Annotated in this window: 16 protein-coding genes and 1 pseudogene; 7 read left to right on the forward strand and 10 right to left on the reverse strand. The window is 70.5% G+C overall.

All coding sequences use genetic code 11. The features are described from left to right. Positions 1-220, forward strand: a pseudogene (locus IO39_RS41570) (gfo/Idh/MocA family oxidoreductase); the annotation flags it as partial. A 176-nt stretch (positions 221-396) separates the two neighbouring features. On the opposite strand, the gene IO39_RS41575 reads toward IO39_RS41570, so the two are convergent. From IO39_RS41575 to IO39_RS41590, 4 genes are all read right to left on the reverse strand, one after another. Then, complete coding sequence (locus IO39_RS41575; RefSeq protein ID WP_043636510.1) at positions 397-984, reverse strand: hypothetical protein; 588 nt, start codon at positions 982-984, stop codon at positions 397-399. A gap of 20 nt (positions 985-1,004) precedes the next feature. Further along, positions 1,005-1,556, reverse strand: coding sequence for an RNA polymerase sigma factor (locus tag IO39_RS41580; RefSeq protein ID WP_043636533.1), 552 nt, complete (start codon positions 1,554-1,556; stop codon positions 1,005-1,007). A gap of 130 nt (positions 1,557-1,686) precedes the next feature. Further along, positions 1,687-3,414: a glycoside hydrolase family 13 protein gene (locus tag IO39_RS41585; protein WP_084774441.1), complete on the reverse strand. Its 1,728-nt coding sequence runs from the start codon at positions 3,412-3,414 to the stop codon at positions 1,687-1,689. Next, positions 3,411-4,193 (reverse strand): SDR family NAD(P)-dependent oxidoreductase, encoded by a 783-nt coding sequence (locus IO39_RS41590; protein WP_043636513.1) that lies wholly within the window; start codon positions 4,191-4,193, stop codon positions 3,411-3,413. Before IO39_RS41590 ends, IO39_RS41585 begins: the two co-directional genes overlap by 4 nt. Before the next feature lie 147 nt (positions 4,194-4,340). Here IO39_RS41590 and IO39_RS41595 point away from each other — a divergent pair, with 147 nt between their 5' ends. The 5 genes from IO39_RS41595 to IO39_RS41615 all read left to right on the forward strand — a co-directional run bounded on the left by IO39_RS41595 (position 4,341) and on the right by IO39_RS41615 (position 12,579). Beyond that, positions 4,341-5,339 (forward strand): LacI family DNA-binding transcriptional regulator, encoded by a 999-nt coding sequence (locus IO39_RS41595; protein WP_169789213.1) that lies wholly within the window; start codon positions 4,341-4,343, stop codon positions 5,337-5,339. A 386-nt stretch (positions 5,340-5,725) separates the two neighbouring features. After that, the gene (locus IO39_RS41600; protein ID WP_245642573.1) at positions 5,726-6,310 is read left to right on the forward strand and encodes an RNA polymerase sigma factor; all 585 of its coding nucleotides are present in this window, start codon (positions 5,726-5,728) and stop codon (positions 6,308-6,310) included. Next, positions 6,297-7,193, forward strand: a complete 897-nt coding sequence (locus IO39_RS41605) for a CU044_5270 family protein (RefSeq protein WP_043636517.1) — start codon at positions 6,297-6,299, stop codon at positions 7,191-7,193. The genes IO39_RS41600 and IO39_RS41605 overlap by 14 nt, the downstream gene beginning before the upstream one ends. A 181-nt stretch (positions 7,194-7,374) precedes the next feature. Then, positions 7,375-10,413: a S8 family peptidase gene (locus IO39_RS41610; RefSeq protein WP_052424080.1), complete on the forward strand. Its 3,039-nt coding sequence runs from the start codon at positions 7,375-7,377 to the stop codon at positions 10,411-10,413. 540 nt (positions 10,414-10,953) lie between these two features. Then, positions 10,954-12,579 (forward strand): MFS transporter, encoded by a 1,626-nt coding sequence (locus tag IO39_RS41615; RefSeq protein ID WP_043636523.1) that lies wholly within the window; start codon positions 10,954-10,956, stop codon positions 12,577-12,579. Positions 12,580-12,841: 262 nt separating this feature from the next. Here IO39_RS41615 and IO39_RS41620 read toward each other — a convergent pair whose 3' ends face one another. From IO39_RS41620 to IO39_RS41640, 5 genes are all read right to left on the reverse strand, one after another. Continuing rightward, complete coding sequence (locus tag IO39_RS41620; RefSeq protein ID WP_169789214.1) at positions 12,842-15,889, reverse strand: S8 family serine peptidase; 3,048 nt, start codon at positions 15,887-15,889, stop codon at positions 12,842-12,844. Between the two features lie 307 nt (positions 15,890-16,196). Further along, positions 16,197-17,531 (reverse strand): hypothetical protein, encoded by a 1,335-nt coding sequence (locus tag IO39_RS41625; protein WP_245642575.1) that lies wholly within the window; start codon positions 17,529-17,531, stop codon positions 16,197-16,199. A 114-nt stretch (positions 17,532-17,645) separates the two neighbouring features. After that, a complete protein-coding gene (locus tag IO39_RS41630; protein ID WP_052424082.1) occupies positions 17,646-18,584 on the reverse strand; it encodes an alpha/beta fold hydrolase in 939 nt (312 codons plus the stop codon). Between the two features lie 231 nt (positions 18,585-18,815). Next, positions 18,816-20,366: an MFS transporter gene (locus IO39_RS41635; protein ID WP_043636526.1), complete on the reverse strand. Its 1,551-nt coding sequence runs from the start codon at positions 20,364-20,366 to the stop codon at positions 18,816-18,818. A 29-nt stretch (positions 20,367-20,395) separates the two neighbouring features. Further along, positions 20,396-21,709 (reverse strand): MFS transporter, encoded by a 1,314-nt coding sequence (locus IO39_RS41640; RefSeq protein ID WP_084774449.1) that lies wholly within the window; start codon positions 21,707-21,709, stop codon positions 20,396-20,398. 255 nt (positions 21,710-21,964) lie between these two features. Between IO39_RS41640 and IO39_RS41645 the strand changes: the two genes are divergently transcribed. Further along, positions 21,965-22,552 carry a TetR/AcrR family transcriptional regulator gene (locus IO39_RS41645; RefSeq protein ID WP_043636528.1) on the forward strand — a complete coding sequence of 196 codons (588 nt, stop codon included), beginning with the start codon at positions 21,965-21,967 and terminating at the stop codon, positions 22,550-22,552. 211 nt (positions 22,553-22,763) lie between these two features. On the opposite strand, the gene IO39_RS57125 is transcribed toward IO39_RS41645, so the two are convergent. After that, the coding region (locus tag IO39_RS57125) for a hypothetical protein (protein ID WP_211267364.1) at positions 22,764-22,948 on the reverse strand (185 nt) is incomplete at its 5' end.

Consider the following 22,948-nt stretch of genomic DNA (forward strand, 5'->3'; position numbering starts at 1 on the left):
GATCCCGCGCCCGGCGGGCGGGCACGGCGGCGCGGACCCGCGGATCCTGGCCGAGTTCTTCGCGTTCGTCCGCACGGGCGGGCGCACCGACACCTCCCCCGTCGCGGCCCGGATGAGCGTGGCGGCCGGCATCCAGGCCACCGCCTCACTGCGCTCGGGAGGAGTGCCGCTGGAGGTGCCGCCGCTCGATCCCGATCTGGTGGCCTACTTCGAGGGGTAGCGGAACGGCAGCGCGGCAGCGCGCGGCCTGCCTCGGGCTCGGCACGGCCGCCCCGGTGCTCGTCGCCGAGAACGGCGTCACCCGCGGGGATTCGCCGCCGCCTCGATCCGTCCGCGACGAGAGCACGGCTCACCCTGGACGATCACCTTGTCGGGGCGAGGGCGGGTTCGCGGAGCTCAGCTTCCCGCGGGCGGGCGGCCAGAACCCCCGGCATCACCCCAGAGCGGGTCGTCGACGACGACGCACGGCTTGACCTGGCCCTCCACCACGTATGCGGAGAACTGCCACTTGACCTCCGGCTTCTCCGTCCTGGGGGCCTGGCCGCGCTTCTCGGTGAACGCCATCACCAGGGTCCGCCCGTCACCGACGTGCCGCGGATCGATGGTGATCCCGCCTTGCGGCAGCAGGCGAACGGCCCTGTCCGACGCGGAGCCCTCCCACTCCTCAGGGGAACCACCGCCGATGATCTTGCCCCGGTCCGCCCTGCAGGACTTGCCGGGCTTGAGATAGGTGATGTCGGCGGTCACCTTCATCTCCTTCAGGTCCTGCTCCAGCTTGTCGGCGTCCCTGAACTCGTTGAGCTGGACGTTGATCGTGCCGTCGGCGTTCTCGGCCACCGCATAGGCGGGCTGCTCCGTCCCGGTCAGCAACGGCACCGCGATCGCCGCCGCGGCGGCCAGGCCGGCGATCGCCGCCCCCGTGAACAGGCGGCGAACGGTACGGCGTCTCTCGGCGCGCGTGGTGATCTCGGCTTTGAGCTCCATCAGTATCTGCTCCTCAAAAGTCATCCCGGTGTTCCCTCCATGACCAAGGGCAATGCCTGCAACTTCTGCCGGGCCCGGTGCAACCGCACCTTGGCGGTTCCCGGCCGGATGCCGAGCGCCGCCGCCGCTTCGGCGATCGTCAGCTGGTCGACGGCCACGAGCTCCAGCACGGCGCGGTCTCGTTCGCGCAGGTCGGCCATGGCCTTGAAAACCTTCCTGGCGGTCCTTTCCGCGTCGATGCGTTCTTCGAGCCTGGCGAGGTCGTCGGTGTCCAACGTGCGCCGCCCACCCACGCGGTTCGTCAGCCGCGATTCCTTGAATGCCCTGCGCCGCTCACTCGCGAGCGTGTTCCGGGCCACGCCGTACAGCCACGCCAGCTCGGGTGCGCGCCCGGGCTGGTAGGTGTGAGCGGAGTCGAGCACCGCCATGAACACCTCGGCCACGAGGTCTGCGACGGTGTGCGGGTCGTCGACCCGCCGGGCGAGGAAAAGAGTGATCGCATCGACGTGCCGCCGGTAGAAGGCTTCGAACGCCACGTGATCTGTAGCGATCTTCGCCTGTTTGTGACGCACCGGCATGCTCCCTTCGTCGTTTGACACCCCTTTTGGTCAGAACTGTTGGCACAGTTACAAAAGTGCGGCGGCTTCTTCACACCAGTCCGAACGGCACCGCGAACGCCCGCGGTGCGCGGTCGGCGGCGACTCATCCGGGCCGGAGCCATACCGCCGTGTCCGGAGGAAGCCGGTGGGATTCCAGCGGCGAGCTGGACAGAAGGACCGTGCTGCCGCCCGGGAGCGGTACGGTCCGCGCGGAGAAGTTGACGAGACATTCGAGTCCGGCGCCGCGGCCGAACGCCAGGATGCCGTCCCCGGCGTCGATCCAGTGCAGGGACGCGCCCCGGAAGGCCGCCCGGGTACGCCGGAGCCGCAGCGCTCGCCGGTAGAGCGTCAGCGTCGAGCCGGGGGTTGCCGTCTGGGCCCGGACGCTGAGCCGCCGCCACCAGGAGGGTTGCGGAAGCCAGGGCGCCGCGGCGCTGAACCCGAGCCCCGGCTCGGCGCCCGACCAGGGAAGGGGCACCCTGCATCCGTCCCGGCCGCGGACACGGTGTCCCGAGCGGCGCCAGATGGGGTCTTGAAGAGCGTGGTCGGGCAGGTCGTCGACGTCGGGCAGGCCGAGTTCCTCGCCTTGGTAGACGTAGGCGCTGCCGGGCAGGGCGAGCATCAGCAGCGCCGCCGCGCGCGCCCGGCGTGTGCCGAGGGCTATGTCGACGGCGCCGGTGTCCAGCCCGGAGCGGCGTCGTGTCCAGTCGCCGCCGGTCCCGTAGCGGGTGACCGGCCGGGTCAGGTCGTGGCTGGACAGCACCCAGGTGGCCGGCGCGCCCACCTCGGACAGGGCGGTGAGGTGGTCGTCGATGCACGCGCGCATGGCCTCGGCGTCCCAGGGGCACTTGAGGAAGTCGAAGTTGAACGCGGTGTGCAGCTCGCCCGGACGGAGGTATCGGGCCAGGCCGCCGGGACGGACGCGCCAGGCTTCGGCGACGAACATCCGGGCGCCCCGGTCGGTGTGGGCGTAGGAGCGGGCGATCGCGGACCATTCGCGGTAGATCTGGTGAACACCGTCGCGATCCCAGTGAGGATGGCCGGCAACGGGTTTCCCGCCGCTCTCGTCGCCGTCCAGGTCATGCCGATCAACGGCCAGATCCGGCAGCAGGGGGTCCTTGACGAGGCCGTGGGCGACATCGACGCGCATCCCGTCGACACCGCGGTCGAACCAGAACCGCAGGATCGAGGCGAACTCGGCCCGCACCTCGGGGTTGTCCCAGTTGAGATCGGGTTGCTCGGGCGCGAACAGGTGGAGGTACCACTCCGCCTGGGTGTCCGTCTCACCTGCTACGCGGGTCCAGGCCGGGCCGCCGAAGACCGAACGCCAGTCGTTGGGCGGCAGCTCACCGTCCCGGCCACGGCCGGGACGGAACCAGTAACGGGCCCGTTCGACGCTGCCGGGTCGTGCCGCGCGGGCTGCGGCGAACCAGGGATGCCGGTCAGAGGTGTGGTTGGGCACCAGGTCCAGGACGATCCGCAGGCCGTGCCGGTGAACCTCCTCGATCAGCTCCTCGGCCTCGGCCAGGGTGCCGAACTCCGCGGCGATGGCGCGGTGGTCGGCCACGTCGTAGCCGCCGTCGGCCATCGGCGAGGAATACCAGGGCGTGATCCACAGCGCGTCCACCCCCAGCTCCGCGAGGTAGGGGAGCCGGGAGCGGATGCCGGCGATGTCGCCGATGCCGTCGCCGCTGCCGTCGGCGAAGCTGCGAATGTAGATCTGGTAGATCACCGCGTGCCGCCACCAGTCCTGCCCGGCCGGGCGTGCCGGGCGGGAGGTGCGGCCGCCTGCCGTCTCGTGGGCCGCGGGGAGCCGCCGGCGTTCCTTCACGCGTCCCTCCTGGCCTCCGGGTCGTGCGCGAGCACCGTACGGCCGCCGTCGACGGGGACGGTCGCGCCGGTGATGAAGCCGGCCTCGGGCGACAACAGGTAGGTGATGGCCGAGGCGACCTCATGGGCGTGCGCCACGCGGCCCAAGGGGTGTACGGCGGCCAGCTGTTCCTCGATGCGGGCGGCGGCCTCCGGGCCCTGGGCGGCCAGGTGGCCGGCGTAGCGCTCGGTGTGCACCGAGCCCGGGGCCACCGCGTTCACGCGGATGCGCCGGGGACCGTACTCGACGGCCAATGCCCTGGTCATCCCCTCGATGGCCGCCTTGGCGGTCACGTACGGCAACGCGCCGGGGACCGCCTGACGTGCCTGGTGGGAGGAGACGTTGACGATCGCCCCGGGCGATCCGGCGGCGAGGAACCGGCGGACCGCGGTCGCGCACCCGACCAGCGCGACGTCCACGTTCGCCGCGATCAGCTCCAGCACCTGCCGGGCGCCGGAGGAGTGCACGGAGGCGTCACGGAACACCGCGGCGTTGTTGACCCAGCCCGTCAGGGGCGCCACGGCCTGCGCGGCGTCGGCGGCCCGCTCGGCGACGCGCTCGTCGGCGGCATCGCCCGCCAGCCCGACCAGCCGGCCAACCGCCGGGTGCCCCTTCACCCAGCCCAGGGCCGCCGGGTCCCGTTCGATGGCCACCACCGTGCCTCCCGCGGCCAGCAGCCGCTCGGCCACGGCCCGGCCGATGCCCCTGCCTCCACCCGTCACCACATACGAACCGGTCATGTTCCTCCTCTGCCTGCGAGCCGGACGTGCGGCGACATGCCGGCCGCCCCCATCAGGACATGCGATGACCCTCCCTTCTGTCAAATGCTTTCATGGAAGCACTTTCATAGTAGGGTCGGTGCACCGGCATCGCGCGAGGGAGTGATCGTGATCAGCCCGCCGACCATCTACGACGTGGCCGCCGAGGCGGGCGTCAGCATCTCCACCGTCTCCCGGGCGCTCAACTCCCCTGGCAGGGTCAGCGCACAGACCCTCCGGAAAGTCCTCGACGCGGTCGACACACTGGGCTTCACCCCCAAGCCGGACGCCGTGGCCAAGGCCCGCCGAGGTGTCGGCCGCATCGGCGTGATCGCACCCCACACCTCCTATCCGTCGGTGGCCCGGCGCCTGAACGGCATCCTGAGCGCCGTCGGCCCGCGACCGCTGGAGGTCGTCCTGTTCGACCACGAGTCGGCCGCCGAAAGCGATTCGCCCCTGCTGGCGAGCCTGCCCGTCACCGGCCGCCTCGACGGGCTCATCGTGATCAGCATCCCCCTCGATGAGGCCGTCGCCGGCCGGCTCACCGGCCTGGGCCTCCCCACGGTCCTGCTCGACGTACGCCACCCCGGCTTCGACGCCGTGCACACCGACGACGCCGCCGGGGGCCGCCTGGCCGCCGGACACCTGCTGGACCGTGGCCATCACCGATTCGGCTTCCTCGGCGAGGCCCAGACGTCAGACCGCTACGTCTCGCCGTCCCGGCGCAGGCTTGAGGGATACCGCCGCGCGCTGGCCGACGCCGGACACCCCCTTCGGGAGGAGGACGTGCGGCTGGTCCGCCACCGCGCCCGCGAGGTCCTGGCGGCCGCTCACGACCTGCTGTCCCGGCCGGGCCGCCCGACCGCCGTCTTCGCCGCGGACGACACGCTCGCCGCCGGAGTCCTGCGAGCGGCCCGTGACCTCGGTCTCGCCGTTCCCCGTGACGTCGCGGTGATCGGCTTCGACGATGGTGAGCTCGCCGAGGTCATCGACCTCACCACGGTCCGCCAGCCGCTCGAGGACTCCGGCCGTGCCGCCATGGAACGCCTCGTCCAGCAGCTCGGCCATCGCACCACCGCCCGCGACGTGGCTCTGGAACTGGAGCTGATCGTCCGCGGAACGACCTGACCGGCGGGGCGACCGCCCTCGCCCGGTCAGGTCGTTCCAGGACGACCACGGAGATCTCCCTGCGGCTCCTCGGCTAGGGTCCGGCGCTGATCCTGGCCGAGCTGGTGGAGTCGGCGCGGCGGGCGGGCACGCCGGTCCACCTGGCGCTGCCGGAGCACTATCGAGGTCGGCGCGGCACGGGCGGGCGCCGCGCGATCGAGCGCCACCGGCCCAGCCTCCTGCTGGAGATCGAGGCCCGTCACCTCGGCCGACGGTCCTCCTGGGAACCCTGAGGCGCCCTGCGGATAAAGACGGTCGTGACAACCATTTCAGAACGGGAGCTCGTCTTGACGGACCCGCCACCTCCACGTGGCCATCAGCCATCGGCGGGCGGACGAGCGGGGCTGGTGGACCGCCGGGACGACTCCTCCATCATCGAAGCATCGCTGGGCGTGCCGGAGTGCTTCGCCGTGCTCTTCGATCGGCATGCCACCGCGCTGCACCGTTATGCCGCGCGGCGCCTCGGCCCCGACCACGCCGAGGACGTGGTGGCCGAGACGTTCACCAGAGCCTTCGAGACCCGCCACCGATACGAGTTCGGCCGTGCCGAGGCACTGCCCTGGCTGTACGGCATCACCACGAATGTCATCGGCCTGCACCGGCGGGCCGAAGTGCGCGGTTACCGCGCCCTGGCCCGCACCGGCGAGGACCCGGTAGCCGCCGCATTCGACGAACGCGTGGCTGCCCGGGTGTCCGCATCGGCCACCCGGCAGCGCCTGGCCGCCGCGCTGGCGAAACTCGGCCGCGGCGAGCGGGACGTGCTGCTGCTCATCGCCTGGGGCGATCTGACGTACGAGGAGACGGCCCGGGCGTTGCACGTGCCCGTCGGCACCGTCCGATCCCGCCTGTCACGCGCCCGCCGCAAGGTCGCGCACGCTCTGGGCGGCACCAACCCCGCCGAGACGAGGGAGGAAGACCATGAACGACCTTGAGCTGATCAGGCGCCTGCGCTCGGAGATGGCGGAAACCGGCCCGGACGCCTTGACCGGCGCGCGGGAGCGGCTGCTGGCCGTGATGGCCCGTCAGCCGGCTCCCCGGCGGTCCCGGCGGACGCTGACCATGCGGGTCACCGGCCTTGCCGCCGCGGCGGCCGTGGCGGCCGCCGCCGTGGTGATCGCCACCGGTCCGGCCGCCCTGCCCGTCAAGCCACCAGCCGCCGCCGGTGACGTCCTGCCCCTGACCTCGGCCAGGAACGTCCTGCTCGTGGCCGCCGACAGCGCGGAGCGTGCGCCCCAGGGCTCCGGGACCTACTGGCACATCAAACGGGAGAGCGAGGACGGCCGGCGCTTCTGGGGAGAGAGCTGGACCACGCGCGACGGGCAGCGCTGGAGCAGAGGGGAGCCGGGCAACGGCCCCGGCGTGGTGAAGGAGCCCTCCGGCACGTTCTGGCTCGGACCCGCCGACAGCGGCACCGAAGTCACCATGGACGAGCTCGAGGCGTTGCCCACGGACCCGGAGGCGTTGCGGCAGAAGGTCACCGCGATGCAGCAGGGCGGCCCCGTCGGCGAGCACGATGTCGCCCTCCTGCCGCTGGCCTCGCTGATCGCGGAGCTCCCCGCGCCAGCGGACGTGCGATCGGCGGCCTTCCGCGCGCTCGCCGGACTGCCGGGAGTGCGGCGGACGGGCGCGGTCGACGGCGGCGAGGAGCTGCTGATCCAGAACGGCAGGCACGAGAGCAGGCTGGTCGTCGATCCGGAGACCTCCCGGGTGATCCGCACCAGCTGGATCCCCACCGCCACGGGCGGCCTGATGGGCACGAACCGCGGACTGCTCATCAAGCTGACCACCGGCTGGACCGACGAACTGCCCCGGTAAGGTCCCTGGCCCGCCGATCAGGGCCTTCGAGATCGATGGAGATCGTTTCCCTTCGTACGTGAGGTAGATCATGACTTTAGGCAAGTCGCTTCTCGCCGCTCTGCTGGCGGGGACGATCGGTGTCACCCCCACACCGGCACCGGCGCCGGCCCCACAGACTCCGTCTCAGCAGGTGAACGTGGTGACCCTGATCACCGGTGACCGGGTGATGGTCACCGGGCAGGGGCATCGCGTGGAGCCGGGGCCCGGCAGGCAGGTCGACTTCTCCATCCAGGTGCGCGGGGGCCACCTGTATGTGATCCCGTCGGATGCCGCGCCGTTGCTCGCCCGGGGCGTGCTGGACCGGCGCTTGTTCGACGTCACCCAGTTGCTGGCCTGGCGGTACGGCGACGCCGACACCCCCGACATCCCCGTCATCGAACAGGGCGTCACCACACCACTGGGTTCCTCGCAGGTGCGGCGGCTGTCCAGTCTGGGGATGAGCGCGGCCCGGGTGTCCAAGGCGGACGCCGCGCGGACCTGGCGGACTCTCACGGGAGCCCGCACTCCGGTGGCGGGCCGTACCAAGCTGTGGCTGGACGGCCGCAGGAGCTTCGCGCTGGATGAGAGCGTCAAGCAGATCGGCGCCCCGCAGGCGTGGCAGCAGGGCTTGACGGGCAAGGGCGTCACGGTCGCGGTCCTCGACTCCGGCTATGACCGCGACCACCCGGACCTCAAGGACGCGGTGGTCCAGGAGGCCAAGTTCAGCGACGAGCCGGATATGCGCGACAACGAGGGCCACGGCACCCACGTCGCCTCGATCGTGGCCGGCAGGGGCGAGAAGTACCGGGGTGTGGCCCCGGAGGCGAGCCTGGCCATCGCGAAGGTGGGCGCGGAGGGGATGATGCGCGATTCTGAGGTCCTTGCCGCTATGGAGTGGGCCGCTGTCGAAGCGAAAGCCAAGATCATCAACATGAGCTTCGGCGGTCCCGACGCCCCCGGTCTGGATCCGATGGAGCAGGCGGTCAACACGCTGTCGGAGCAGACCGGCGCGCTGTTCGTCGCGGCGGCGGGCAACGATCGCGCCGAGGCCACGGTGAACAGTCCCGGTAGCGCGGAGGCGGCACTCACCGTGGGCGCGGTGGACAAGCAGGGCCGGATGGCCGGCTTCTCCAGCAGGGGGCCGCGTACGGGCGACCACGCTATCAAACCCGACGTGACCGCGCCCGGGGTCGACATCACGGCCGCCGCCATCGGGGGCGGCCACCGGGTGATGAGCGGCACCTCGATGGCCACCCCGCACGTGGCGGGAGCGGCGGCGATCCTGGCCCAGCGCCACCCGGACTGGACCGGCGCGCAGCTCAAGTCCGCGCTGATCGCCACCGCCGCCCCGGCCCGGGACGCGACGCTCTATGACCAGGGCGCCGGGACGGTCGACCTGGTACGCGCGCTGCGCCAGCAGGTCGTGCCCAAGCAGGGCAACGTGTGGGCGGCCTTCCCCTGGAACGGCGGCGGCGGCCGGACGGCGACCAGGACGATCACCTACGCCAACGACGGCGACGCAGCGGTCACCCTCGACCTGTCGGCGGACGGTGAGGTGCTGAAACTGTCGTCCGGCCAGGTCACGGTCCCGGCCAAGGGCGAGGCCTCGGTCACGCTCACCATCGACACCAGCGGGAAGGCCTCAGGCGACTACCCGGGAACGGTCACCGCCAGGTCGGGCGAGACGGTGATCCGCACGCTGGCCGGCGCGTACGTCGAGCCGGAGCTCTACGACGTCACCATCACCGTCGTCGGCAGGCAGGGCCAGCCGGTCAACCCCCAGGGCGGCGAGGTCTACGACGCCGAGACCGGGACCAGCCACGTGCTGTCCTTCCAGGAGGGGACGGCCACGGTACGACTGCCCAAAGGCAACTGGAACGTCAGCACCCACGTCAGCGAGAGGATCGGCGAGAAGCTGTTCGTGACGTTCTCCGGCTCTCCGCTGCAGGTTGACGGCAGCGGCCGGCGGCTCACCGTGGACACGGGTCAGGGCAAGCCGACGCATGTCACCGTCGATGAACCGGGCGCCCAGCTCCAGCGCGAGTTCGTTTTGGGGCTGGAGCACGGCGCGTGGAACTCCTGGAAACAACTGCGCCGCCTTGACGTCAACTCCGAGGTCTTCGTCATCCCCGCCACGTCACCAGGTTTGACCTACACCTTGGCGACCACCTGGCTCAGCAAGGACACCTCGCCCAGCTCGTACGTCTACACCGTGGTCGACCGGCGCAGCGGCGGCATCCCTGACGATCCCACTTACCACGCCAGGCGGAAGGAACTGGCCAAGGTCACTGCGTCCTACCGGGCCTCCGGAGCGGCTGCCACGGGCACCGCGGAGGTCAGCTTGCACGTCGGCGGGCTACTGGGAGCGCTGCCGGTATCGTCGGTGCACGGCATCGCGCTTCCCGGCAGGCTCGTCCACTATCGGACTCCTGGCCTGACCTTCGCGAGCACACTCAAGACCGGCGCCGCGCGGATCGCCGACGGCGGCACGTTCGCCAAGAAAGGTCACACCAGGGAGGTCTGGAACGCAGCCGTCACCGGGCCGTCGTTCCTGAGGCCGGCCGGTCGCCGTACCGGCGACAGCCTGACCTTCGCCGGGACGGCGATGTTCGCCGACGGGCGGCCGGGCAGGACCGGCTCCGACACCAGCGCCACCGGCACCGCCACTCTCGCCGAGGACGGCAAGGTGCTGGCCACCGCCGACCTCGCCACCTGCGACGCCGACGAGCCGCAGCGCTGCGAACTGCGCGCCGACCTGCCCACCGAATCCGGTGCCTACACGCTGACGGCGTCGATGCGCCGGCAGGCCACGCTGTCCACGGAGGTGAAATCGGTCTGGACGTTCAGGTCCGCGACCACCGCCGAACAACAGCCGCTGCCCCTCATGGCCGTCCGCTACAGCCCTGAGGGCTTGGACGACTCCAACCACGCCAGGCCGGGCAGCACGACCCGCATGCCCGTGTGGGTCGAGCGCAACCCCGGCTCCCCGAAGGCCGAAGTGACATCGATCCGCCTGGAGATCTCCACAGACGACGGCGCCACCTGGCGCAGCGTCCCGGTCGCCCGCACCGGCCCTGGCTGGACCGCCACGTTGAAGAACCCGCCCGCGGCCGGGTTCGTCTCCCTCCGCGCGACGGTCGCCGACGCCGCCGGCGCCGGGGTGACCCAGACGATCACCCGCGCGTACGCCATCGGCTGATCCACAACGGTGAGGGTGCCTTGGAGCGCCCTCACCGTTGCGTGTCGCCGACGGGGACACGGTGCGAAACGGCGGAGAACCGCCTGGCTTCGGCCTCGGCCAGCCGGGCCACGGCCTGTGCCCTGTGCGATGTGAGCTGGACCAGCCGGCCGCGAACGCTGCCGGCCGTAGCGGAGAGGCCGTTTCCCGGAGAGCGGGAGGCGGCCTTTCGATCATCTGCCATCGATGTGCCATGGCAATCGTCCGGTCACGCGGATGCCCGGCCTCACCGACCCGCTTCCGGTCGGGACGCGGACGCGTTCGATCGCGCCGACGGTGATCATGCGCCGTTCGTCGTGGTGAAGACGCGGGCGAGCTGGTGATCGATCACGGCCACGGCGTCTTGCCTGGCATGTCAGCCCGCCGCAAGCGGATCGACAGAAGACCGCGAGGCCGGACCTGCACCGTTGGCGATGCGCCGGTCGTGACCGGCACGGCGCACCCACCCCCGCCCACCGCGGGACGACCGCCAACGAACAGAACCACCGAAAGGCCAGACCCATGACTTCGAGTAGTGCCGGGAACAGGCCGCGAGCCGGACGGCGGGAGTGGACGGGGCTCGCGATGCTGGCCCTGCCCAGCATCCTGCTGTCGCTGGACGTGACCCTCCTGCATCTGGCGGTGCCGCACCTCGGGGCGGCGCTCGCACCCAGCAGCACCCAGATGCTCTGGATCATCGATATCTACGCCTTCATGATCGCCGGGTTCCTGGTCACCGCAGGTACCCTGGGCGACCGTATCGGCCGGCGCAAGCTGCTGCTCGGCGGCGGGCTGGCCTTCGGCGCCGCCTCGCTGCTGGCCGCCTATGCCGGCAGCGCCGAGATGCTGATCGCCGCCCGCGCGCTGCTCGGCATCGCGGGCGCGACCCTCATGCCCTCCACCCTCGCCTTGATCAGCAACATGTTCCAGGACCCCAGGCAGCGGGGCACCGCCATCGGGATCTGGGCCGCCAGCTTCTCCGTCGGCATCGCGCTCGGCCCGGTGGTCGGCGGAGCCATGCTGGAGATGTTCTGGTGGGGCTCGGTGTTCCTCCTCGCCGTTCCCGTGATGGCTCTGCTGCTGATCACCGGACCGCTGCTGCTGCCCGAGTACAAGGACGAGAAGGCAGGGCGGATCGATCTGATCAGCGTCGTCCTTTCGCTCGCCGCCATCCTGCCCGCCATTTACGGCATCAAGGAAATCGCCAAGCACGGAGTGCAGAGCGCGCCCCTGATCGCCCTGGTGGTCGGCCTGGCGTTCGGCATCGTCTTCACCCGCCGCCAGCTGCGGCTCGACAATCCGATGCTGGACCTGAGCCTGTTTCGCAGCCGGGCCTTCAGCGTCGCTCTCGGCGTGATGCTCTTCGCCGCCGTCGCCATGGGCGGAATCTACCTCTTTGTCACCCAATACCTGCAGATGGTCGCCGGACTTTCGCCGCTGCAGGCAGGCATGTGGCTGCTGCCCGCCGCCGGGCTCCTGATCGCCTCGTCGATGCTCGCCCCGATCGCGGCCCGCCGGATCCGCCCCGGCAGTGTCACCGCCATCGGGCTGGTCCTGTCCGCCATCGGCTACGTCATCCTCACCCAGGCCGACGCCGGCGACAACGGACTGGCCTACGTCGTCATCGGCTTCAGCTTCATCTACACCGGCATCGGCCCCGTGATGGGCCTGAGCGTCTCGCTCATCGTCGGCTCCGCGCCGCCCGAGAAGGCCGGCGCCGCCTCCGCCCTGCAGCAGACCAGCAGCGACTTGGGCCTCGCGGTCGGCATCGCCGCCCTGGGCAGCCTCGGCACCGCCGTCTACCGCAACGGCGTCGCCGATGAACTGCCCGCCGGCACCCCGGCCGAGGTGGCCGACGCCAGCCGTGACACCCTCGCCAGGGCCCTGGACGTCACCCGTGACCTGCCCGGATCGATCGCCGATCAGATCATCACACCCGCTCGCGACGCCTTCGCGTCCGGCCTCAATGTCGTCGCCCTCATCGGCGCGATTCTGGTCACCGCCCTCACGATCCTCGCCCTCACCATGCTCCGCCACGTGGCCCCCACCAACGCGGCCGGGCGCAGCCCGAGGCGGCCCCCTTCAAAGGGCGACGGTTCGAGCCGCGAAGAACAACCGGCTCGAACGGGATCACTGGGAGTGTCCTGAAGATCTTGGTGGGTGGGCCGGCATGAGCCGGCCCACCCTCTTGTCATGGTGGCCGAGCCCGCAGGCGGCCTTTCACCGCAGATCACGGCGCAGCGCCCCGACCGCCTCCTCATCGGACGACCACGTCGTCCGGCACGGGCAGTCATCTCGGCTTCGAGACTTCTTCACCGGCCCAACGGCCGCGAGTGCCGTACCGGGCCTCTTGGAGGGGCGGGGGCGCGAGATCATGCACAGGGCAGGGCATGAGCCCCGCCCTGTGCGGTCATCCGATGGCGTACGCGCGGTGGATCGTCTGTGTGAGGCCGGCATCGGCGGCGTCCTTCGCCGTGGCGCGCAGCGAGACGAATCCGGGCGTGCCGGGATTGGCGATCAGAGCCGTCCATCCCGACGAAGTGCGGTGCACGGGCACCGGGCGCCAGGTCCCGCCTTCATCGAAGGACACCTCCAGGTGGAGGGACTTCACCAGGGAAGCGGCGGCTCCCGGATTCCGTTCGATCCAGACAGGCAACCGGGTCAAGGAGCCCGTCCTGGCCCGGTTGAAGTCGTCGAGGCCGGCGGGTGCGAAGCGCACCGCCATCAGAGGCAGCGGTTGCGGCTCGGTCGTCCCCGACGAGGGGAAGGTCCAAACGGCGTCCACCGCGGTGGACAGCGTCGCGTACGGTACCTGCCTGCGGGCCGCGACGCTCAGCGTATAGGTGGCGGCCTCCGCCGGGAGTTCGGTCGTCAAACAGGGTCCCCGGCCCGCGCAGCCGGTCAGACGGGCTTCGGCGATCACCTCACCGCCCTTGGCGAGGGTGACGGTACCGGCGGCGGCAGCGTCGGCACCGCTCCGCCCGGTCACGCTGTCGGTGAAGAGCTGCGGGGCCGTGAACGCCAGCTCGTTCCCGGTGCGGCCGCCGACGGAGGTGGGGAAGGCCGGACCGGTCACCGCGGCGTTCCACACCTCACGACGAGGGCCTGCCTTCGGATACCGGTCGGTGCCGGCCACCGAGAACGTGCCTGCCTGAAGCTGAGAGTCCCAGGTGAACCCGGGAGTGCGGTAATGCGTCATGGAGCCCGGCAGGTCGATGGCCGCAGTCGATGACATCATCGAAGAGGCGAGTCCGGGGAAGCGCGGGCCCAGGGACACCTCTGCCTTGGCGGCGACGCCGGATGCCCGGTAGGCCGCGGTCACCTTGACGAGATCGCTCGTACGAGCTCTGTAGTGAGGATCGTCCGGGATGCCGTCGGTCCGGTAGTCGACGAGATCATAGCGATACGGGCTGGGCGAAGCTTCCTTCTTGTGCCACATGGTCCTGGCCATGTATCTCAGGCCCGGCTGATGAACGGGAAGCACGAAGAAGTGCTCGTTGGGGTCTCCCCAGGCCATCCACTGGAAGTTCCAGGACCCGTTGGCCAAGGTGAACTCCAGGGCCTGGTCGGGCACGGCGGTCGGCTCGTCCAGCGAGAACCGGATCTGCCTGGCTCGGCGCGCGTCCAACACCACTTCCTGGTCCCCGCCGTCGACCTGCAGTACTACGTTCGCGGCCGTCAGCGCGATCGTGGACTCCTCCACCAGGTCCGCATACAGGTTCCACCGCCCCTCGGGCAGCCGGGTCCTGGCCACCCCGTCCCTGAAGGGCAGGATCAGCCGGCTGCCGGTCCGAAGGTTGTAGGCCTGCCCGGAAGCGACGGCGGGCTTGCCGTCACGGCCGATCGCGGTGATGGTCACGTCGTGGGACTTCGGTTCCACGTACGCGCCGGCCAGCGTTCGGATGACGGTGTCGCCCGACCTGGCCGTGACGACTCCGGGATAGTCTCCCGGCGACTTCCCCTCGGCATCGATCGTGAGAGTCACCGCGGCCTCCGCTCCGGCGGGGACCTCCACCCGATCGGCCGACAGCCGCAACACCTCGTTGTCGACACTGAGATCCAGGACTGCGGAGGTGTCGCCGGAGTTGGAATAGGTGATGGTCCTGGTCGTCTCCCGCGTGCCGGAATCTTGCCAGGGGAAGTGGGCCCACACGTTGCCCGGCGCAGCCCCGAGCTGCTGTGTCAGCGCGCGGGTCAGGTCGACCCGCCCCGCGCCCTGCTGGTACGGCGTGGCATCCGCCGTGGGTTTGGCGGTGCCGATCAATGCCGCTTTGAGCCGTTCCCCCGTCCAGCCGGGATGACGCTGGGCCAAGATCGCCGCAGCTCCGGCGACGTGCGGGGCGGCCATCGAGGTGCCGCTGTGTGCGACGTAGGGCCCGTCGGCCGTGCCCTTGGCCGCCGCGGCCACGATCTCCACGCCGGGAGCGGTGATGTCCGGCTTGAGTGCGTGGTCGCCTGCCCGAGGGCCAGGGCTGGAGAACTCGGCGGCCCGATCTGTTCTGTGGACGGCGCCGACGCTCAGAGCCGCGTCGGCACTGCCTGGGCTGTTCACCGTGCTGAGCTCACCGGCGTTACCGGCGGCCACGACGAACAGCGCCCCGGTCTGCGCCGACAGCGTGTTCACCGCCTGCTCCAGGAGATCCAGCTCAGGAGCGTCCTGTCCACCGAGACTCATATTGATGATCTTTGCCTTGGCGTCGACGGCGGCCCACTCCATGCCCGCCAGCACGGCAGAGTCGGCTGACCAGTCATCGCCTACTTTCGCGATGGCGAGCTTGGCGTCCGGCGCCACCCCCCGGTACTTCTCCCCCGCACCGGCGATGATGGAAGCCACGTGCGTGCCGTGCCCGTTGGCATCACGCATGTCGGGGCTGTCGGTGAAGTTGCGCGCCTGCGAAACCACCTCCTTGAGGTGGGGGTGGTCGACGTCGTATCCGCTGTCGAGCACGGCTACCGTGACGCCCTTACCGGTCAGGCCCTGCTCCCACGCTTCCGTGGCGCCGATCTGCCGGACGCTTCGATCCAGCGCGAACGATCGGCGTCCGTCGAGCCAGAACCTCGTCTTGTCCGCCACCAAGGTTCGAGAGCCGGCGATCAGGCCCTTCCACATCTGGCCCGCCCCGTCCTTGGGAACGTGCAGGGCGGTCATTCCGAGATGAGCCAGATGCCGTGTCCGCCGCGCGGATTTCAGGGCAGGCGCGCTCCCCTCGACCGCCTGCGCGATCACGGGAATGTCCGCCCTGTTCGCGTCGCCGTACCCCCATGCCAGCAGCTGGGTGACGTCGAACAGCCGTTCGTCCAGAACCCCTTCGGCCACCAGTGGCCACGCGTCAGACGGATAGACGAAGAGATGGCCGCCGCGACGCTGCGCGCTGTAGCGCACCCGCCTGCCCGGCCCCGGCTCCACACAGTGACCTGTGCCGGTGACGATGACTCGGTCCCCGGTCAGCAAGGTCACGCTGCTCGTGGCTCCTTCTCGCGCGGCGCTCTCCGCGTGACGAGGGACGGCCTCCTGAACGGCCGTGACACCAACCGTTCCGGCCAGGATCGTGGCCATCAGGCCTCTGCCCACGTTCATACTTGCCTCTCAGCCCAAAGAGCAGGATCTACTTCCGTACACCTTTGGCCAGTGAGGCGACCCGGGTTACACACCTGCCTGAGCCGGCGCGTCAGAGCGGGCTGATGGCGCTGGGCACGATGCCGGCCATCCCCGTCGGCCGCCTGCCCCTGGCCTCAGTCGTGACCGAAATCGCTGATCCGTCCCGCTAAGCCGGCCCGATACGCCGCTGGCCGCCGTCCTTCGGACGAGACCTCCGCAGCAGATCGTGCAGAGCCAGGGCGGCGGCAAGGCAGGCGACCGGAACGACCGGTAGCACGTACCGGTGATCGAAATCGAGGACGGCGACCGGGCCGACGAGCAGGCCCATCGCGACTGTCCAGGGCAGCAGTGCGGTGCGGCGGCGCAGCACCGCGCCTGCCGCGCCGAGCAGCAGGATCGCGCCCAGGACCGGCCCGCGCAGGTAGGCGGGGTATTGGTAGGCGATCAGGAAGTCGGCGTATGGTGCGACGGAGGAGAGCCCCTGAATGTCCGGGTCGTATTCCCGTTTCACCTTGTCGATCAGCGGCTGGTCGGGCAGTGGCCAGTGGCCGTGCTTGAAGCCGAAGGCCGGGGTGGTCCGCCGGGGGTGGGCTATCGGGGTCCAGGAGAAGGCGATGGAGGTGTCGCGGACGACGTCGCGCAGGTAGTCGAGCGGCTGGGCGGCGATCGCTTCGATCGCGAAGGAGCGGGCCAGGTCGTTGTACGAGAAACGGTCACCGGGGAGCCTGTTGAGCGAGGCCCCGGGCGCCCAGACATATTCGGAGGCGGCGTCCACGACTGTCCCGTTGGGGCAGAGCCGCGCCTCCGTGGGGGAGGGTTTGATCACGGCGCAGTCGGCGAAGGTCATCGTACGCGCCCACAGGGCCACTCCGTCGGCGCCGCTGAGGGCGAATCTTCCGTGGTGCGACCCGTACCAGGCGGCATAGGCGGCCAGGGGCAGGGTCCCCGCCACGGCGACGGCAGCCAGCCGCCGCCATCCGAGGCGCTGGACGGCCAGCACGATCAGGACGAGGAGCAGGAGGGGCAGGGCGATCGTCCGGGTGAGCGCGGCGAGCGCGAACAGCAGGCCCGCGCCCGTGGCGGCCCGGATCGACAGCCTCGGCGACCACATCAGGACGGTCAGGCCCGCCACGACCAGGAAGATGAACTGGGTGTCCGACAGGACGGCGTGCTCCAGCCGGAGATAGGAGGCGCTGAACAGGATCGGCACCGTGGCCAGCGCCGAGCCCCAGCCGGGCAGGGACCGGCGGCGCAGCAGGGCGTAGATCAGCACGCCGGTGATCAGGCCGATGCCGTGCTGGGTGGCGGCGATCACCTCGACGCTGTGGAAGGGCCACAGCGCCCGCAGGAACAGCGGGTACCCGATCGGGTGGAAGGCGGCCGACGGCTGGAGGTGGACCGCGGTGTCGAGATAGCTGAAGGAGTCGTACCAGTACAGCTGGGCGGGCCGGTAGCCGAGCATCGTGACCACCCGCAGCGCCGCCGCGAGAAGCAGGAGCACGGCGAAGATTCGGTGGCCGGAGAGAAAGGCGAGCCAGGCCGTGCCAGGGCGGGAAGGCCCGGCCAGGTGATTGTCGGTGAGCACGCGGAGTTCCGATCGTCATCGAGCAGGTCATCAGGGGGAATCCGCGCAGGCGAAACAGGGACGGACGGTGGCAGGGGAGAAGGGAGTCTTTAGGCGCATGAGGTGGGCCGGCCGGGGTGGGGGGGGGGGCCCCCCCCCACACCCCCGCGGGCGCCATCTGGGGCGGAGAACCACAGTCCGAATGTGGCCGTCCGAACCCGGGGGCAGGATGGCGATGATCTCGGCCAGCGTCTCCTCGTCGACGACGGGGTCCTCGGTCCCGTGCAGGTAGAGGGTGGGCTGGGTGGGCAGCGTGCTCAGCACCTTGGCCATCTCCCATTGCGGGGTGCCGAAGGTGGCCGCGGGCATGTTCTGCCGGTAGAGCTCAAGGCCCAGGTGCACCCTTTCCGGCGTGTTCAGGTGAGCCTTGGCCGCCTTGAGGTCCTCGGTGGGGTCGTAGGTCGGGATGGTCCCGGTCCAGTGCCTCCACAGCCAGTCGATGTAGGCGAAGTCGTCCACCGCCACGATCTGGTCGGCCATGGCCATCTGGAAGAAGTAGAAGTGGACGTAGTGCTCGATCCTTTCCGGGTCGGCGCCGTTGCGGTCGTAGAAGCGCAGCGGAGGGACGTCGTTGACGACGACCTTGGACCACCGCTCGGGCGCGGCGGCCGCGGCGCCCCAGGTGGTGAAGCCGCCCCAGTCGTGCCCGATGAGGACGGCGTCGGAGCCCCCGCCGAGCGCGTCGTGCAGAGCGTTGGCGTCCGCGATCAGGTCCGCCAGGCGCATGCTGCCGTCCGCCGGGATCTGGGAGGGGGCGAAGCCACGCATCGTCGGAGCCACCGCGCGGTACCCCGCCTTGGCCAGCTCCGGCATGAGGTAGCGATACAGCGCGGAGGTGTCGAACCCGTGCAGCAGCAGAGCCAGCGGGCCTTCACCCTCCTCGACATAGCCGAACTCGAGGCCGTTGGCGGTGATGAACTTCTGTTCCATGTCAATCCTTCAGACGGGTGGCTCAACGTTCTATAACGAACGTTCTAACTAGCGAGGGAGAGTGAAGTATTCCGGCCGGCTGGTGCGCGGCAGAGCGCCTCGGGCGTCGCGGCGGTGCGCCCCTTGAGCGTGCTCAACGGGCTCGGGGCGACCGCCTCCTTGGGAGTACGGGCACTGGTCCCGCCCTCTGTAGATGGCCGAGGGGTGGTTCGAGTGACCCGGCCGGGGTTGTCAGACTCCGGCCGTCTCTGGCTGCCGGGGTTCGCCGGACGGTGCCGGTTCGCCGGACGCCGGTATCCGCCGGAGCAGGGTGAGCGCGATCACTATGGCCAGCGTGACGAGGAGCGCGGCAGCTCCTGCCGCCACGTTCAGGCCTTCTGTGAAGGCGTCGCGAGCCACGTCGACCAGGGCGGAGGCCTGCGCGGCGGGCAGGGTCTCCGCGGCGGTCAGTGCGCCGGGCAAGGTGTCGGCCGCCGCTGACGGGAGGCTGTCCGGCACCGCGGACCGGTAGACCGCGGCGCCGAGGCTGCCCAGCAGGGCGATGCCGAGCGAGGTGCCGAGGTCGCTGGCGGTGGTGGTGACCGCCGAGGCGGCGCCGGCCTTCTCCGGCGGGGCGGCGCCGATGACCAGGCTGGTGGTGAGCGCCATGGTGGGGGCGATACCGGGATAGAGCAGATAGAAGCCGAGGATCATCAAGGGCAGCCCGGGGGCCTCGGCCTGGGTCAGGACGATATATCCGGCCAGGGAGAAGAGCGAGCCGCCGGCCAGCACGTAGGCGGGGCGCACCCTCCTGGCGATCTTGGGGGAGACCATGGAGACGACCACCAGAGCGAGCGCCGCGGGCAGGATCCACAGCCCCGACTCCAGCGGCGACAGCCCGGCCACCAACTGCAGATACTGGGTGAACAGCAGGTAGACGCCGCCGAGCGCGATCGCGGAGAACAGCAAGACGCCCAGGCCTCCGCTGAACGTCCGGTTCGCGAAAAGCCGTACGTCCAGGAGCGGGCTGGCGAGCTTGAGCTGACGGCGGACGAACGCCACCGACAGGAGCAGCCCGACGACGGTCGTCACGGTCGCGGTGACGGTGAGCCCGTGCTTGGCCATCTCCTTGATCCCGTAAACGATCGGCAGCAACGACGCCATGGACAGCAGCACACTGGCTACGTCGAGCGTCCCGGCCCGCGCAGCCTTGTACTCGGGGACCAGGAACGGGGTCGCCACCAGCACCAGCGCCATGACGGGCACGCCGATCAGCAGGGCCGCACCCCACCAGAAGGACTCCACCAGCAGGCCGCCGACGAGCGGGCCGACCGCGACGCCGACCGAGATGGAGGCCGCCCACAATCCGATGGCGGTGCCCCGCTGGCGGTCGTCGCGGAACATGTTGCTGATCAGCGACAACGTGGACGGCATCACGGCCGCGGCACCGACGCCCATCACGGCGCGCGCCGCGATCAGCCAGGCCGCGTCCGGCGCGAACGCCGCGGCTACGGAGGCCAGACCGAACGCGGCCGCTCCGAGCAGCATGATCCTGCGCCTGCCCAGCCGGTCGCCAAGCGTTCCCATGGCAACGAGCAGTCCCGCCATCACGAGCCCGTAGACGTCGTTGATCCACAGCAGCTGGCTGCTGCTCGGCACCAGGTCGGTGGCGATCTGCGGGGTGGCGAGGAACAGTACGGTCATCGCCAGGAACAACAGGACAGTCGGGAGCAGCAGTACGGCCAGGCCGAGCCACTCCTTGGCCCCCGCACGGGGGCCGGAGGACATGCCGACAGCGGACATGGTGCGTTTCTCCGGGGAGGTAGGGCGGCTCATGTGTTCACCACAGGAGCCGGCTGAGCTTCGTCTCGCTCGGCTCGCGACATCCCCGCAGCAGGGGGGATCGCATCCGGCGTCCCGCTTGCTCGTACGGACGGGAATCCGGCCGTGCGAGCGGCGAGGACCACGATCAACGCGGGGGCCAGGAGGAGTGGAACGCTCCAGGGAAGTGCGGCGGCGCCGGCGAGGTCGAGGAGGATCCCGCCGACGACTCCACCACCGGCCATGGCGACGTTCCACAAGGTGACGAGCATGGCCTGTGCGGAGTCGGCGGCTTCCGCTCCCGCTTGGCCTGCCGCGTCGCCCGCCGCGGTCTGCAGGAGGGTGGGAACGCCGCCCCAGCCCAGCCCCCACAGCGCGGCCGCGAGGTAGACCGGTGCGGCGCCGTCCGACGACAGCGCCAGCCCGGTGGCGGCCACCGCGACCAAGAGAGTGCCTGCCACGGTCAGGGCTCGCAGGCGGCGGTTGATCTGCGCGCCGACGATCCAGATGCTCACCAGCGAGGCGAGCCCGAAGACCAGCAGCACCCGATCGGTGGCGCCGCCCATGCCGAGCCGGTCGAGGAAGGTCGCGATGTAGGCGTACAGGATGGTGTGCGCCAGCACGAACATCAAGGTGACGGCCAGGACCGGCGGCACGCCGGGGATGACGAGGGCCCGCACCATACGAGCGCGGCCTTGGGCCCGCTGACCGGGAAAGTCCGGTACGGCCAGGACGATCCAGGCGAGCAGGACGAGAGTGAGCCCGGTCATGATCAGGAAGGCCGCCCGCCAGCCGAGCGCGGCGCCGATGAAGGTGCCCGCGGGCACCCCCAGGGACAGCGCGACCGGGATGCCGGCCATCGCGATCGCTATGGCCTTGCCCTGCAGGTGGACGGGGGCCAGGCGGCGGGCGTACCCGGCCAGCAGCGCCCAGGCGAGCCCGGCGGCCACCCCGGCGACGAACCGGGCCACCATGGTCAGCGGGTAGTCCGCGGACAGCGCGGTGACCGTGTTGGCCAGGGCGAAGGCGGCCATCGCCAACAGGAGCAAGCGCTTGCGGCGCCATCCCGCGGTGAGGGCGGTCAGCGGGACTGCGGTGAGCGCTGTCCCCAGGGCGTAGATGGTGACCGTCTGGCCCGTCGCGGACTCGCTGACGCCTAGGTCGCCACTCATCGCGGGCAGGACGCCCGCGGGCAGTGTCTCGGTCAGGCTGGTGATGAAGACCGCCGTGGACAGCGCGAGCAGCGCCGCTAACGGGAGTTTCGAGGTCTGTCGCCGGGGTGGAGGCCCGATCTGGGGGCCGTCCGGCATGGTGAGGTTTCGCATGATGGATACACCCGGCACACCCGTGGCCCGGGCTCATCCCGCTTTCTCGTCAGGCCGCGCCGAGGATCACGGACGGCGGGAGCTGGACAGAAACAGTCAGAGACGACCCGGATCGGCTCGTGTGGGAGACGAGCCGGTTCGGCTCCTGAGGCGATGACCATAAATCGGGTGAGGAAGGCCTGTCAATACGAACCGGACCGTATCCCCTCTGCGTTATCCTGCTGAGATGCGAACGACTATGGAGGACGCGAGGCCATGAGTCCCGATCCGGCACGCCGCAACCCCCACTCGACCGCGGCGATCCTACGGGCGGCCTTGGAACTGGCCAGCGAGGGGGACTGGTCGAAGGTGAGCATCGAGGGCATCGCCGCCCGCGCGGGTGTCGGCAAGCGGACCATTTACCGCTGGTGGCCCTCCAAAGGCGTCATCGTGCTCGACGCCTGGGTGCAACGACTTCAGGAGAGCCTCTACAAACGGCTGGAGTCAGCCGACACCGGGGACATCGAAACCGACCTGAAGCAGATGGTCCGCGACGCCTACGTCTACACCTTGGGCGACACCCTCCAGGTCCTCGCCGCGCTCATCGGCGAGGCCCAGCATGATCCCGAGCTCTTCAAACAGATGTGGGAGCGGCTGCTGCGGCCCACCACCGAGCGTGTCGCCACCCGCATCCGGCGGGCACAAGAGCAGGGGCAACTGGCTGCCGACATCGACCCCTACCGGGCGATCGACTTGATCTATGGCCAGATCCATCACCGGTTCCTGTTCACTCCTCACGAACTCGACGAGGCATTCATGGACGACTGCGTCGATCTCGCACTCCGCGGCCTCCGGCCGAAGTGAGGAGTCCGCGAGCGCGGACCACGTGCCGCTCGAAGAGACCCGGGAGCGCCGGACGCGAGGCGGTGCCCAGACGGCCGCCCTTGCCTGGCGGGTTGTCCATGTCACGCGTGGAGCCGCTCCGCGCCGGCGTCCGGGTCCAGGACCACGCCCTGGTCGAAGGCGGCTTCGAAGCCTGCCTCTCCCAGCTCCTCGGCCCTGGCGTGGTCGCCGGTCAGCAGGGAGATCCTGCCGAGTCCGGACCGGCGCGTCGAGGCGTCGGTCCACAGCCCCAGGTCTCGGCCATCCGCAGCCCCTCCCGCTCGTCCACGAGCCGGTCGGCGGAGACCGTCTGTCCCCAGGACGTCAGCAGGGCCGCGAGCAGTGAGCGCACCTTCGACTCCGGCACCACCACGAGCT

Origin of the sequence: Nonomuraea candida (assembly GCF_000725485.1) — a bacterium.
In the GTDB taxonomy this organism is placed as follows: Bacteria; Actinomycetota; Actinomycetes; order Streptosporangiales; family Streptosporangiaceae; genus Nonomuraea; species Nonomuraea candida.

Bases quoted from the DNA above. Each gene is read 5' to 3' on its own strand.
- IO39_RS41575 (WP_043636510.1), bottom strand. From the start codon at position 984: ATGGAGCTCAAAGCCGAGATCACCACGCGCGCCGAGAGACGCCGTACC.
- IO39_RS41590 (WP_043636513.1), bottom strand. From the start codon at position 4,193: ATGACCGGTTCGTATGTGGTGACGGGTGGAGGCAGGGGCATCGGCCGG.
- IO39_RS41605 (WP_043636517.1), top strand. From the start codon at position 6,297: ATGAACGACCTTGAGCTGATCAGGCGCCTGCGCTCGGAGATGGCGGAA.
- IO39_RS41615 (WP_043636523.1), top strand. From the start codon at position 10,954: ATGACTTCGAGTAGTGCCGGGAACAGGCCGCGAGCCGGACGGCGGGAG.
- IO39_RS41630 (WP_052424082.1), bottom strand. From the start codon at position 18,584: ATGGAACAGAAGTTCATCACCGCCAACGGCCTCGAGTTCGGCTATGTC.
- IO39_RS41635 (WP_043636526.1), bottom strand. From the start codon at position 20,366: ATGTCCGCTGTCGGCATGTCCTCCGGCCCCCGTGCGGGGGCCAAGGAG.
- IO39_RS41640 (WP_084774449.1), bottom strand. From the start codon at position 21,709: ATGCGAAACCTCACCATGCCGGACGGCCCCCAGATCGGGCCTCCACCC.
- IO39_RS41645 (WP_043636528.1), top strand. From the start codon at position 21,965: ATGAGTCCCGATCCGGCACGCCGCAACCCCCACTCGACCGCGGCGATC.